The 14,090-nt window shown below is 40.3% G+C and carries 14 protein-coding genes; 9 read left to right on the top strand and 5 right to left on the bottom strand.

From position 1 onward, the window contains the following. The 3 genes from ACFFAP_RS27225 to ACFFAP_RS27215 all read right to left on the bottom strand — a co-directional run. On the bottom strand, window positions 1-1,219 hold a 1,219-nt coding region (locus ACFFAP_RS27225), incomplete at its 3' end, for an NB-ARC domain-containing protein (protein ID WP_375514149.1). Window positions 1,220-1,279: 60 nt separating this feature from the next. Beyond that, window positions 1,280-1,720, bottom strand: a complete 441-nt coding sequence (locus tag ACFFAP_RS27220) for a hypothetical protein (protein ID WP_375514148.1) — start codon at window positions 1,718-1,720, stop codon at window positions 1,280-1,282. Between the two features lie 74 nt (window positions 1,721-1,794). Continuing rightward, window positions 1,795-2,736: a lysylphosphatidylglycerol synthase domain-containing protein gene (locus ACFFAP_RS27215; RefSeq protein ID WP_375514150.1), complete on the bottom strand. Its 942-nt coding sequence runs from the start codon at window positions 2,734-2,736 to the stop codon at window positions 1,795-1,797. A 127-nt stretch (window positions 2,737-2,863) separates the two neighbouring features. Here ACFFAP_RS27215 and ACFFAP_RS27210 point away from each other — a divergent pair, with 127 nt between their 5' ends. The 4 genes from ACFFAP_RS27210 (at window position 2,864) to ACFFAP_RS27195 (ending at window position 8,719) form a co-directional block, all read left to right on the top strand. Next, window positions 2,864-3,835, top strand: coding sequence for an alpha/beta hydrolase (locus tag ACFFAP_RS27210; protein ID WP_375514147.1), 972 nt, complete (start codon window positions 2,864-2,866; stop codon window positions 3,833-3,835). A gap of 131 nt (window positions 3,836-3,966) precedes the next feature. Then, window positions 3,967-4,863 carry an alpha/beta hydrolase gene (locus ACFFAP_RS27205; RefSeq protein ID WP_375514146.1) on the top strand — a complete coding sequence of 299 codons (897 nt, stop codon included), beginning with the start codon at window positions 3,967-3,969 and terminating at the stop codon, window positions 4,861-4,863. Window positions 4,864-5,175: 312 nt separating this feature from the next. Beyond that, entirely contained in the window at window positions 5,176-6,846 is a 1,671-nt protein-coding gene (locus tag ACFFAP_RS27200; RefSeq protein WP_375514145.1) for a phosphatidylglycerol lysyltransferase domain-containing protein, read from the top strand. A 481-nt stretch (window positions 6,847-7,327) separates the two neighbouring features. Then, entirely contained in the window at window positions 7,328-8,719 is a 1,392-nt protein-coding gene (locus tag ACFFAP_RS27195) for a hypothetical protein (protein ID WP_375514144.1), read from the top strand. Between the two features lie 671 nt (window positions 8,720-9,390). Here the strand turns inward: ACFFAP_RS27195 and ACFFAP_RS27190 are convergent. Continuing rightward, entirely contained in the window at window positions 9,391-9,999 is a 609-nt protein-coding gene (locus ACFFAP_RS27190) for a site-2 protease family protein (protein WP_375514143.1), read from the bottom strand. A gap of 369 nt (window positions 10,000-10,368) precedes the next feature. Here ACFFAP_RS27190 and ACFFAP_RS27185 point away from each other — a divergent pair, with 369 nt between their 5' ends. The 5 genes from ACFFAP_RS27185 to ACFFAP_RS27165 all read left to right on the top strand — a co-directional run bounded on the left by ACFFAP_RS27185 (window position 10,369) and on the right by ACFFAP_RS27165 (window position 13,692). Next, on the top strand, window positions 10,369-10,644 hold the full coding sequence (locus tag ACFFAP_RS27185) for a DUF485 domain-containing protein (RefSeq protein WP_292719479.1): 276 nt from the start codon (window positions 10,369-10,371) through the stop codon (window positions 10,642-10,644). Window positions 10,645-10,697: 53 nt separating this feature from the next. Then, window positions 10,698-12,266, top strand: coding sequence for a sodium/solute symporter (locus ACFFAP_RS27180; RefSeq protein ID WP_375514142.1), 1,569 nt, complete (start codon window positions 10,698-10,700; stop codon window positions 12,264-12,266). 230 nt (window positions 12,267-12,496) lie between these two features. Next, complete coding sequence (locus tag ACFFAP_RS27175) at window positions 12,497-12,736, top strand: transposase (RefSeq protein ID WP_375514141.1); 240 nt, start codon at window positions 12,497-12,499, stop codon at window positions 12,734-12,736. A 116-nt stretch (window positions 12,737-12,852) separates the two neighbouring features. Continuing rightward, the gene (locus ACFFAP_RS27170) at window positions 12,853-13,170 is read left to right on the top strand and encodes a transposase (protein ID WP_375514140.1); all 318 of its coding nucleotides are present in this window, start codon (window positions 12,853-12,855) and stop codon (window positions 13,168-13,170) included. A gap of 177 nt (window positions 13,171-13,347) precedes the next feature. Beyond that, the gene (locus ACFFAP_RS27165) at window positions 13,348-13,692 is read left to right on the top strand and encodes a hypothetical protein (RefSeq protein ID WP_190729359.1); all 345 of its coding nucleotides are present in this window, start codon (window positions 13,348-13,350) and stop codon (window positions 13,690-13,692) included. A 124-nt stretch (window positions 13,693-13,816) separates the two neighbouring features. Here the strand turns inward: ACFFAP_RS27165 and ACFFAP_RS27160 are convergent. After that, window positions 13,817-14,090: hypothetical protein (locus tag ACFFAP_RS27160; protein ID WP_375514139.1), on the bottom strand; the 274-nt coding region annotated here is incomplete at its 5' end.

Genomic DNA, 14,090 nt, shown 5'->3' with positions numbered 1-14,090 from the left:
AAGGTAAAGCTTGGTTATATAAACCTTGACCATTGTAAAATCGAGCGTTGCCAACGAATACCCAAGGTAAATCTTCATCGGTTATATATTGAATGAGATTGTTGGCTACTTCTGCTAAATGAGGTGTGGCGGGGGTGACATCGGTGATTTGCTCAAGGGTAGGTGAGTAAGGAATATCTTTAGCAACTGCTACCATTACTTTGCAAAGCGATCGCTTAAGTTCCTCAGCCTTTTCTAAATCTGTACATTTATATTGGAAAAACTGCCGCAACAGTGGATGCAATTGATAAACTCCCTCACCTTTGCGCTGGAGTAAATGTAGATTCAGCAAGCTATCGTCTCTAATTTCTTCTAAATCTTCCGCATCTTCTTCTGGTAAACACTGTTCCACCAAGTTCCAGGGTATGGGTGCGGCTGCAAATAAACTCAATAAACAACCCAATTGCTTATCGTCGTCCTCTAATTCTTGCCAACTCAACTCAAAGGCTGCTAACACACCTCGTTGTGCTGTCATGTCGGCTTCCGACTTAGATTTAGACAGAGAACGCTCATCTAGTTGCTTGTTTTCCAACCGCCGCAACATTTCTGTTAGAGATAAATCCTGTTTTCGCGCCAGATAGCGCCCCACTAATTCCACACCCAAAGGTAAATATCCCAGCCACTCACACAACTGATTTGCTATAGCTAATTCTCGCTCAATTCGCTCTGGTGTTTTTTTGAGTAAAGACCTCAACAACTCCAGCACCGCCTCTAGTTGCAGCACATCCAAAGATAACTGTGCGATGCGTCCCAAGTTTTGGCGCGTAGTCATCAACACTTTAAACCGGGAAGGTAGCGACTGTAAGTAAGGCTTGACTTGCTCGTAGTCGCTGACATCATCCAACACTAGCAGCACATCACCCTCACGCCAACGCCGCCAACAGTATTGCACTTGGGCGAGTATATCAAAATCTTCTGGCGGCTTTAAATCAAGCTGCGTTCTGGCAAACTGCACAACTTGAATGCCCACATCCCCAGTTTTTGGTAGCAACCAGCAAAGCCCACCGTTATATGTTTGGCGTTGCTGGATGGCATATTGCAGGGCGAGTTCTGTTTTACCAACTCCACCCATGCCAGAAATAGCAGCAATGGCTACTTGTTTATTATCCTGTAAAAGTTGGTGGAGGTTTTGCAATTCTTCCTCACGCCCGACAAACTCCACCACCCCACTCAGGGGCAAATTTTGCGGTATTCCAGTAGGGGGATTTAACTTTACCCGTTCCCGTTCGAGCGACTGTAGTCAATCAGGGGGATGATTATTGTAATTGATAGTAATGGGGCTATTGTCTACGCCTTGAAAGGTAGGAGCTTTACTATCATTGCTTTGAAAACCTTGACCACCGTAAACATTCTGGACATTTTTACCTTGAACCTTGCCAATATTAATTTCTTGGTTAATTTCTTTAGCAAGGCTTTGAACTTCTTCACAAAATTGGGTGTCGGTGTCCATCTCCACTTGCAAGTGGATAGCCACTAAATCTAAATCTTCCTTAGAACCTTGTTCAGCTTTTGTTAAGGCTTCCTGTGCTTTCGGCTTACCTTTGAACTTATCCCAAATTTTTTGACGCAGCAGTTTTAGCTTGTCCAGTGTACCTTCTGTTATCTTCTCTACGGTTTTTTCTATAGCTTTGGTGATGACCAAGGTTGCGATCGCAGCTGCTGTCAGCGATACTGGCTCCATAAGTTTCCCAAAATATACGAGATTTTACTTATGGTTCTCAGTCTAACAGACTCTAAACGGACTTGATAGTTGATTCATTTTCGGAAGTTTTCGGATCTAAATCTAATTTCATAAAGTCCGAGCAAACCTGCTGCTACTAGCAAAGGTAAGAAATAATAGACTCCTCGATAAGCTAACATTGAACCCAAAACTGCCGCCGCCGAAACTTTTGAGGAAAGAATCAGCAAAATTATAGTTTCAAATACTCCCAAACCACCAGGGACATTACTAACCACACCTGCAAACATCGCTAGTAAATAAATGCCTAAAAAGTCTAGATATGACAAAGATATATTGCTAGGAAGTAAAGCATAAAAAACTGCCGCCGCCAGAATCCAGTCAAAACTAGAAATTGCTATTTGAGCCAAAGATATATTAAAAGAAGGAAATCGAAATTCATGTCCACGAATTATTAATGGTTGTTTAATAAAAATACTTCCTAGTAAATAAGCTGCAACTAATAGCAGAAAAATTATGCCGATGGGACGCACAGTAGCAAAAGGTAAATGTAATTGAGTGGGAATCTTCAGGGGGTTGATGAGAAATAAGAAACCTGCAACGGCAAACATCCCCAACCAAAAAGTAAAATTGGCGAAAGCAATTACTTGAGCGATCGCAACTGCTGACACTCCCCAACTAGCATAAAATCGATAACGGATAGCACTGCCAGTTAGCAAGGCAAAACCGATGGTATTACTAAATGCAGAGCTAATAAAGTTAGTGAAAGCTATCTTATTCCAACTTAGGGAACGATTAATGTAGTTAAAACCTAAGATATCGTACCCAATCATCACTAGATAGCCGAAAGCTGTCAGCCAAATTGCCCAACTTAAGCGACTTTTGGGAATAGCAGCTAGAGAGTTGAGGATATCACGATAATTATACTGATGTAATTCATTAGCGATCGCCCATAAGCAAAGCACCAGCAGCAACAAGCCAAACAAAGAACTGAAATTTAGTCGCAGCTTTTTAAGCATCATGAAGAAACTTATCCTAACTCTTGACTTTTAATTTACAACTAGTCGTAAAGTTTCCATCCTGTTGACACAGTATTGACATATTATTTGCATAAACTTTTGTAGGCAAACACCGACTACCCAATAGATGAACTACAAACAATCTAAAATTCTCTTACTAGTTTCAGTATTAACTCTCGTTGGCTGTAATTTATTGCAAAGTACCGTAGCAAAACCACCGCAACAACAGGATTTGCAAACAACCCCTTCCGTTCCAACCCACTCTAATACTAGCGACTCAGCTACTCCCCTAACCTACAAAATTGAAACCTACAATAGTCAGGTAATGGGCGCAAGTCGCACCTACGGCGTTTCTTTACCCCCTGGTTATCAGCAAAACCCAAAACAAAGCTATCCTGTAATATTTCTCCTCCACGGTGGACATGGTAACCCCACTGATTGGTTTAATCAGAATAAGGGACAAGCTCTTAAAACTGTGGAACAACTTTATACTAAAGGTAAGTTGCCACCCAGCATCATTATCACACCAGATGGCAACGATAAACGTGGCTCTAGCCCCTACCGAGATCCCGAATATATTGATGGCCCTAACGGTAAAGTCTCCACAGCCGTGGGGAATGAGTTGGTAAAAGTTGTGCAAAGCCGTTATCGAACACTAAACAATCCAGATTTTTGGGCGATAGGTGGTTTATCTTCTGGTGGTTGGGGAGCAATCAATGTAGGATTACACAACCTGGATCATTTCTCAATTTTATTTAGTCATAGCGGTTATTTTCATGATAAAAGCGGCCCGATAAATAGCCCAATAACTTATATCAAAAGCATTCCCATACCAGCTACAAAAAGGTTGCGAATTTACCTAGATTCTGGTAATTCAGATATTGAAGAAATTGACGAAGCCAAAAAATTTGCTAAAATACTAAACAATCTAAAAATTTATAATCTATTTCGTCAGTTTCCGGGCAGTCACACTTGGCAATACTGGCGGGAACATTTATCGGATTCTTTGACATTCGTGGGAGAACAATTTCGAGTTGCTGAAATAGCACATAAAGCTCAAATAGCTGTTAACCAGAATAAAAATAGTCAAAATCATTAGCAATTTGCAGTAGAAATAATATTTGGCAAACCCGTTGGTATTTATACGTAAATGTGGAAAATGCTGCTATTTTTCAGCAGATTAACTATAGTAAATTCTAATTGAGGTGATTTTTTTATCGTTAAACAAATATGAAGATTTCTAAATTTTTAATTAGTTTGCTAGGAGCGATCGCACTCCTCACTACTGCTGGTTATTATTATGTATTCATCTTAGGTGCGCCACAACTAGACCCACCCCAAAAAGAGAGAAATACTGGGTTAAAGTTTCAATTAGCAACCTTCAACTCCCAAGCGATGGGTGCAGTCCGCAACTACGGCGTGATTTTGCCGCCTAGTTACAATAAAAATCAGCAAAAGCGCTACCCCGTGATATTCTTACTACACGGGGGTCATGATGATGCCCGTGCTTATGCTGATAAATATGCAGTTCTAGACATACTGCATGAACTTTATCAAAGTGGAAAATTACCACCATCGATTGTGATTACACCTGATGGTAATGATAATCGCGGTTCCAGTCCTTTATACGACCCCGATTATTTTGATGGGCCGAATGGCAAAGTAGGGACTTTGATTGGTTCAGAATTAGTACAAGTTGTCAAGTCGCGCTACCGCACTTTAGAAAAACCCCAGTTTTGGGCGCTGGGAGGTCTTTCTTCTGGAGGATGGGGGGCTTTTAATATCGGGTTACGCTATCTCAAAAACTTCCACATTCTATTTAGTCATAGCGGTTATTTTACCGATAATAGCGGTTCACAAAATAGTCCCCAACAAATCGTGCAACAGCTACCAATCCAAGATAGGAAGCGATTGCGTGTTTACCTGGATGCGGGTTTGAACGATACTAATTTGCTGGCTTCTACCAAAGCCTTCAACGAAACCTTAAATAAATTAGGCATTGCTCACGTATTTTATGCGTTTCCCGGAGGTCATGGTTTGTCTGGTGCAGATATAGGCTGGAACTACTTTCACAAACATCTTAAAGATTCGCTCTCGTATGTAGGTGAACAGTTTAAAAAAAGTTAGAAGTTAAAAGTTAGGAGTTAGGAGTTAAAATAATTCGTAATGTCAGTTTTGTAACGGGGATTTAGACCCCGCTACAAAGTTTGCCGCTTGTTAGTTGCTCTTGACTTAAACCTCCAGAATGAGTTAAAAATTGCACATTAAGGTGTTATGTAAAAAATTCAAAACCTTAAAAGTTACTCGATATAAGTAATATAACCGCTTAAACTAGTTGATTATATTATTTTAGTCGCTCAAGAGAATATTAGAGCAAAAAATCATAACTCATAACTCATAACTTCTCAATCATAACTCCTAATTAATACTTTTAGACTAATGACCAATAATTTAAAAACTCAGATAGGACTTTGGAGTGCAGCATTCCTTACAGGTTTAGTCGGAGTAATAAATTTGTTATCAGCAGTGACACCTAATCTGTACGGTCGAAATCACTGGTTGAAAGAATTTTTGCCATTTCAAATCCGGGCGACTGGTCATATATTTGCAGCGCTGACTGGGTTTGTTTTACTAGCACTTGCTACTAATTTATTACGTCGAAAAAGAATAGCCTGGTTACTTACCATTGGTTTACTAGTGATTTCCATTTTCAGCCACTTGCTGAAGGGATTGGACTATGAAGAAAGTCTACTCTCTGGAGTTTTACTGGTGCAATTAATCTTGACGCGCCATTTTTTCACGGCGCAATCAGACCGTCCTTCAGTTGCACGGGGAGTTCGAGCGCTGATAGGCGCTTTATTATTTACCCTGGCATACGGAACTATTGGATTTTACTTGTTAGACGGCAAGTTTTCAGAGAATTTTAATTGGCGTGAAGCGATAGTTCAGACTTTAGCGATGTTCTTCACTGAGGATAATTGGGGACTGCAACCAAAGAGTCGATTTGGAGAATTTTTTGCTAATTCTATCTATATTATTGCCGCAGTTACTATTGCTTATGCAATGGTAATGCTCTTGCAACCTGTATTTTGGCGGAATCTAGCAACCGCAAATGAGCGACAAAAAGCAAAAGAAATTGTCGAGCAATATGGATGTTCTTCTTTAGCAGCGTTCACACTCTTAAATGATAAAAGTTATTATTTCAGTCCTTCGGGTAATAGTGTAATTGCTTATGTTCCGAAGGGACGGGGCGCGATCGCCTTAGGAGATCCCATCGGCCCCATTGAAGACCGCAAAGAGACAATTATTGCTTTCTGGCAGTTTTGCCAACGCAATGACTGGTATCCTGGCTTTTACCAAACTTTGCCCGATGATGTTGAACTTTACAAGTCACTGGGGTTTAAAGTACTCAAGATTGGAGAAGAAGCGATCGTTGACCTGAAAAGTTTTACGTTACAAGGTAAAGCCGGTAAAAACTTTAGACCATCAATCAGTCGTTTAACTAAGCTAGGATACCAAATCGAGTTTTACCAACCACCCATCGCCAATGATTTATTGCACCAGCTCAAATCTGTAAGTGATGAATGGCTGAAAATGGTACAAGGTTCGGAAAAACACTTTTCTTTGGGTTGGTTTGAGGAAGCTTACTTGCGAGAGTGCGAGATTGCTGTGATACATAATCCTGAAGGTCAGATCAGCGCCTTTGCCAACATTCTCCGGGAGTACCAACTCAACGAAGCCACTATTGACATGATGCGACATCGCGCGTCCATCGAAAATGGCACAATGGACTTTCTATTTATTTCCCTGCTTCAACATTTTAAAGAGTGTGGCTACGACAGCTTTAATTTCGGTCTTTCTGCGCTTGCGGGAGTTGGAGACAACCCAGAATCGCGCCGCTTGGAAAAAGTATTGCACTATCTTTACGGGCATTTGAATCGCTTCTACAATTTCAAGGGACTGCACGCTTACAGAGAGAAGTTCCGCCCCCGTTGGGAACCACGTTATTTGGTTTACCCCAGTTTAGCTGCCTTACCCGATGTAGTTGTAGCATTGATTCGCGCAGATTCAGGCGATCGCCTCTTCGATTATTTCAAACCCGGAGCTTAAATGTGGACTCAAAAAATTCGGAATGATTTTGACCGAATTGCTTTGCATGAGCAAGAAGGTTGGAATCACAACAGTCACTATTACTCTGTCAAGCTAGTTTTGATGGTTTGTAGTAAGCACTTTAGTGCTTAGAAAATAAGGACTAAAGTCCTTACTACGAACTTGCTTAACTATCAATTTAAACTTGACAGACTATTATCACGGGCTATGCCTACACAACTTGATCTTATTATGATACAATTGTACTATAATAAAATATCCGGTGAGTATGCAACGCAAAGTTTACCAGGCGATGCCCAAAGTTTGTAGTAAATAAACGCGATATTAGCTAGTTCGTGAATGCAATCATGAACACACAATAGTTGTGTGGTATATGCCAAATTTAGCATTTTGGCATCAATTTATTGTGTGTTTGCCTTTCAATTTTCCACGGTTTAACAGGCTTTAAAAGATTCTTCACCTTTATATGGAAGGTAGCAATATGACGAATAATAAAATTTCTCTGGAAGAACTAATCCAAATTTTTGCACAATATCGCAACAATATTATCGTCAATATCAAGCACCTGCAAGAATATTATCAAAGAACAGGTATCAAGCGCGTTAAAGGTGTTAGAAACGAAAATGGGGAACTGCTTCAGCCTTGGTTGCAAACAGAAAATATAGATAATGCTGAGTATGTTGGTATGGGCGATTTTCAGTTTAATCGCAATACTGCTACTATCAATATGCTTATCAAACGTAAGGTCAAACTTGCCAAATTTGAAGACCAAACCCCTACTATAGAGGTAGCAGGTTTGCTAGTAAATGACCTAAATAGCTTTAATAATTACACGATTGTCCGTGACGGCAAAATAAACGTAAAGTACTTACAAGTCAAAATCAGCAGTAAAAAAGCCTTTGATTTACTCAAAGAAAAGGGTGTGTTGGATGCAGAAGATTTTGACTTTCGTGCTGAACATACCATTGAGTTAGATAACTTGCCACTTATAGCTACAAATAGTTGTTACAGCAGCATTGATGGACTATTCAATGAACTCGCAGAAATTAAAATACTTACTAGTATTATTTCCGCTCACTTAAAAAAGGAGTCAGATGTATTTGTAGCAGGACAGTTAGATGAGTTTAAAACGCACTATCTGTCTAAAAATGTTTACATCAACTTTCCTACGACTAATGAATACACAGATATCCATGAAGCTCTAGTTAACGGTACTCTTGACTCAAGATTGAGCTATAAAATTGATATTGGTAGTCAAGATATTCTTAACCTGAGTAAGTTTCATTCGGCTAACAAATTTCTGAATAGAATGTATCGTCTTTATGATAAAATAACTGGAGAAATTATCATTAAGCCTACTTTTGAAATGGCATTTAATCATAATCTCGCTGTTAGGCACAGGTTACTATCATCACGCACTAAGATAACAAAAGTTGACGAATTGATGAAATCAATTTTTGATGATTTTCTGGGGCTTGAGCAAAATGGCATAGTTGGAAATATTCTGGACAAAGTTGGTGCTGATAGTTTGGCGCAGTTATTGCAGGAAAAGCAAGCTGGTAAACAGATCGGCAAAGAGGAAATGGTTGCAGCTTTAACGACGGCAAATAATAAGCTAGAACAATATGTAGAAAAAATTTACCAAGATAAGATATCTCCCTTGGTATTTTACATTGGTTGTACTGGAGTATTGCCAGATAAGATGGAAGCAAAATCTATGACTGCTGAAGAAGCTGCTGCTAAATATCTCAATTTGCAATTCTCTAAATATGAGCAACAAGGTACTTTTTTTGCAGTTGGTGATAGTATTATCAGCATATATGCCAAAACTGAATATTACAGCAAACTTCTTTCTGTTGGTGTAGAGAATTAGATTGTATATACAAATTAAATAAAATTGGTATATGCAATGAGTATAACCCCAACTTCTCAAAGAAGTCGGGGTTTTTGTCTCTTACGGATGAATCAGGATTGCTATAGCAATTCTATGGGTTTCCTGAAATACAGCTAGAGTTTGAGCGTATCGCAGAATTCATTGGACTTGTGGATGAAGACGTAGTTCCAAGAAAACTGATTATAATCTGTAAAGACAATAATAAAAAAAGACTGTAGTAAATGATTTTTATATCTTTATTAAGGATTTGGAAATAGCGTTCTACAAAAGAAGAATAACCTGCAACTCCCATAGAACCAAAGCTTCCAATAATCAACAATCTTATTAATAAATCAATGGAAGAGGTTAACGGCGATCGCCCCTGATTTAAGCAGGTGAGCAAATTATCTTTTTCAATTCCCAAATTGCTTAATACAGAGTTAAATAGCCCTGTTTGCAAAATTATTAGTTGTTGATTTCTTTCGTGAGGATATTTAACTAAATGATTATTGACAGAAAGCCATTTATTACTATATTAATTTACAAGTAATTTACTCGCCATTGATTCTCCAGATGGCAGAAGCACAGCAGCAATACTAGTAGCAACAACTATAACTTTTTGCTTGATTTTCATTCAAGTTATCCTTTGTCTTTGCTTAAAAATTTGCTGTTTACATCCTCAATCCTGACTGAATAAATAAATCAGCAATGCTACTAAGCGCTATCCCAAAACCCGGAATTATAAACAGAAGCATCATGGCAAAGAGTCCGAATTGATTATATTGCAGTGGCTTTAGCTGAGGAAAAATCTCACTGAAGACATGAAAACCGTCGAGTGGTGGAATTGGCAGCAGATTAAACAGAAATAACGTCAAATTAATCCGAGCCGCTAGGTAAAGAAATTCGACACTCAAGAGTCCTGAAAGACTAGAGTTAAAGAAAAGTTTGAGCAGTTCAATAAATAGAATGCCTAAAGCCAGATTCGACAAGGGGCCTGCGGTTGATACCAAAATATTGCCTAGCTTACCAGAGCGAAACTTAGAGGGGTTGACAGGCATTTGTCCCCAAGCTATACCCATGAGACAGAGAAAGATGATCGATTCTTTCCCCATGTGAACTACAGGATTAAGCGTCAGATGACCAGTTTGTTGAGGAGTGTTATCTCCCTGACTCATCGCAGCCCAGCCGTGAGCAAGTTCATGCAAAGTGATGGAAAATATGACAATTACAACGATTCTGAAAAAATGAATCGGGTTTGTGATTAGTGTTTCGATAAACATACGTTACTAAATTTTGGTAATGCCCTATCTGTGTAATAACAAGCTTTCGGTATAAATTTTATTAAAATGCTTACTTAAATGCTACTGTAATTTTTGGTATATTTTATAAATTAAAATTTACTACTTTTATTAATCTCAGTTGATTTGATAGCTTAAAAAAAGCATTGAATAACACTTTAAGGATTTTAAAACCTGCGAATAACTACGTATTTATTTTATTTTTTAGTATTTAAAAACTTAATTCATATTGGCAAAGTTAGTTTTATTACCTGATATGGCAATAGATTTACTAATAATCTTTAAGAAAATTATGCATAAATCAGCTTCAATGAGACAATTTGACCTAATCTTCTCAACCTAAAGGAAGACATGAACGATCGCACAAAGGCTCTCCAGGCTCTCGCAGCTGAACGTTGGCGGGTATCCCTGATTCTCAGTGGAGCCATGATGTTTATTTACTTTGGCTTTATCCTATTAATCGCGTTCAATAAGCCCCTGCTGGGGTCATTAGTATTTCCTGGCCTCAGCCTGGGAATTTTACTAGGGGCGCTGGTAATTGTTTCAGCATGGGTATTAATTTTTATCTACGTGCGTTGGGCAAATAGCAGTTACGACGACCAAATCGCAAGGCTGACACGCAAATAAATTAGCTATTAGCAATTTCTAGTCCCAAATCCAAAATACTAAACCAAAAAAGCATGAATAGTGTGTGGTTCGATCTGCCACTAGCGGCGGATATTACCAGTCTTGGTCACTTTAACCCATTAGCGATCGCTTTCTTTTTTCTGTTTGTTGTAAGTTCTCTAGGCATTACCTATTGGGCAGCAAAGCTTACCAAAAATACGGCACAGTTCTATACAGCTGGCGGTAAGATTAGCGGTTTCCAAAATGGGTTGGCCCTAGCAGGAGACTTCATGAGTGCAGCTAGCTTTTTAGGTATCGCTGGGCTGGTGGCACTCAACGGCTTTGACGGCTTAATTTATTCTATCGGCTTCTTAGTGGGCTGGCCGATCGTCATGTTCCTAATTGCCGAACCACTACGTAACTTAGGTAAATACACCTTTGCCGATGTAGTGGCTTATCGCTTGCAGCAAAAACCTGTACGTATCGCATCTGCGATTGGAACGCTAGTAGTGATTAGCTTTTACTTAATTGCTCAAATGGTAGGCGCTGGTGAGCTAATCAAACTATTGTTTGGCTTTGATTATGAATTAGCTGTCGTCATCGTCGGTTGCGTGATGATGGCTTATGTGATTTTTGGCGGGATGATTGCTACTACTTGGGTACAAATTATCAAAGCAGTTCTGTTGCTCGGCGGAACTGTCTTACTAGCTATCTTGGTACTGGCACGATTTGGCTTGAACCCGATCGCTCTTTTCGCTGCTGCATCCCAGAAGTATACAGGTGTATTAGCTCCGGGCAAACTGGTTTCTAACCCCTTGGATGCTATCTCTTTAGGGATGTCGTTGATGTTCGGCACTGCTGGACTACCCCACATCCTAATGCGTTTCTACACAGTACCCGACGCCAAAGCAGCGCGGCTCTCTGTTACTTACGCTACAGCTATTATTGGCGTTTTTTATCTCCTTACTTTTATCCTGGGCTTTGGAGCGATGGTGCTAGTAGGTAAAGATGCCATTGAGAAAATTGGTACTGGTGGTAACATGGCTGCGCCGATGTTGGCAGAATTTCTCGGTGGTGATGCTTTCTTAGGCTTTATAGCTGCTGTTTCCTTCGCAACTATTTTGGCAGTTGTCGCTGGGTTGACACTCTCAGGTGCAGCTGCATTATCGCACGATTTGTGGGTGAACGTGGTGCGCTCTGGTCATGCTGACGAGTCAGAACAGCTGAAGGTGGCTCGCGGTGCAACAATGCTTTTAGGGTTAGTGGCAATACTGTTGGGTATTTTGTTTAAAGGGCAAAACGTGGCTTATATGGTAGGTTTAGCATTTGCGATCGCTGCTAGTGCAAACTTCCCAGCGTTGCTCTTATCAATGCTTTGGCGACGCTTCACCACCAACGGTGCGGTTGCGAGTATGTTAGTAGGAACTGTCTCATCTTTGGTGCTGATTTATTTATCACCTACTATTCAAGTAACAATTCTCAAGCACGCTTCTGCACCTTTTCCGTTGAAAAATCCTGGATTAATCAGTATCCCACTGGCGTTTATTGTGGCGATCGTCGTTTCACTATTGAGTACTGAACAGCAGGCACAGGAAAAATTTGCGGAAGTTGAGAATCGCATCCACATTGGTTCTGGGCTGTGATCAATGTCAACGCATAAACAAGTCTTAGCGGCGAAAGCAGCCACTGCGTTGGACAGGTTCCCCAGCTTGTTCGCTCTTAGCGCCTCCCCAATACATCGGGGAGGGTTAGGGTGGGGTAAAACTGACGCGAAAAACCAGGTGAGTAAGCTATTTCAGACTTGTGTATAGAACCCATTTGACATCTTTATAAAACTGAATTAAGGTACATCCAACCCTTTAATCTAGTCACCATGACATATTCCAGTAGCCTCAGTGATGCAGAATGGGAAATTGCTGAACCTCTGTTGTACCAAGTATTACCTCCCAAGAAACGGACACGACCTGCTAATTGGACAAAACGAGAGATCCTTGATGGCATCCTCTATCAACTTAAGAATGGTTGCAACTGGTGTGACTTGCCCAAAAACTTGCCTCCCTATTCCACCGTCTATTGGCACTTGCATTCAGTGGCGAAGTGCAGGAGTGATTGAGCAACTGATGAACGCAATACAAGAACAAGTGCGTGAGCAGGTAAAAAAAAGCCCAAGTGGACAACGTTAATCATCATTGACTCCTGACGCTTGTGAAAAATACCTGCAATGCGAGTGTGAAATCGAAGGGATTTTGTTTCTACAAAGCAACCAATGGGATTAAAAGGCATCTAGCTGTTGACACACTTGGGTTTCCCTTCTTCACTCACTGCACAAAAGCTAATGTCTCAGATGATGCGGGATTACTGGAGATGTTAAGCGTTAACATCGACTATTTCAAATCAAAACCTGTTAATCTTCCCAAGATTACCATCCTGCTAGACCACGGTTATCACATCGACTATTTGATAGAAGCCTTGGAGAAGGTTTATCCTCAAATCATGACGAAAATCAGGTTTCTGCGATGCGATCTGCTTTGCAGCAACGCTTCGTGATCGCTTTGGGCCCCGAATCATCCCTACTCAATCTTCCAATTAGGCGTATAACCAGAAGTAACTTGGCTATACATTTGCAAGACCGATGCAGAAATACGTCCTGAGAGTTTTGCGATCGCCCATAGCGCTCTTGTAAAATCATTTTCAATTGTTGAGAATTCGCCTAGGAAAAAGTTTATGGCAGATAAGTCCGGTCAAGACCCCTCGGAAATCACAGTGGCAACGGTTGATGAAGAACGAAAAGGCACAACTTTCAGCGGTACGGTCATCCTTGGTATAGATCCTGAGGGTGGGGCAGTCGTTTTCTTTAGAGACTTTTTAATTGAAGATTATAAAGGCGAACTTACCGCTTATCTGGCAACAGATGGCGATATAACGAAAAGCATTGATTTAGGCGAACTCGATCATAAAAGCCCCAGTTTTAAGCTGCCAATTCCGCTGGGAACGGATACATTACCCTACAATACAGTCGTGTTGAGCGACAAAAAAAGCAAGAAAAAAATCCTGACGATCAATCTATAAAATTTGTAACTTAGCTCGTAGTTCAGCCAAATTCGATTGCCATCCTGTATAGATCTCAAATGGGTTCTATACACAGTAGCTTACCAAGGCAGGACTACAGGGGGGTTAAAACGATCTCAAATTCTCACGAATGATTTAGGACTGCTATATAAGCAACAGATACTTCAACATCGTGTTGAGGTACTTCAACATCGTGTTGAGGTACTTCAACATCGTGTTGAGGTACTCCAACATCGTGTTGAGGTACTTCAACATCGTGTTGAGGTACTTCAACATCGTGTTGAGGTACTTCAAAGTCGTGTTGAGGTACTCCAAAGTCGTTTTGAGGTACTCCAAAGTCGTTTTGAGGTACTCCAAAGTCGTTTTGAGGTACTCCAAAGTCGTTTTGAGGTACTTCA

This window comes from uncultured Nostoc sp. (genome assembly GCF_964245575.1).
In the GTDB taxonomy this organism is placed as follows: Bacteria; Cyanobacteriota; Cyanobacteriia; order Cyanobacteriales; family Nostocaceae; genus Nostoc.
Note: the sequence above shows the minus strand (reverse complement) of the source record. Positions and strands in the feature narration are given on the sequence as shown.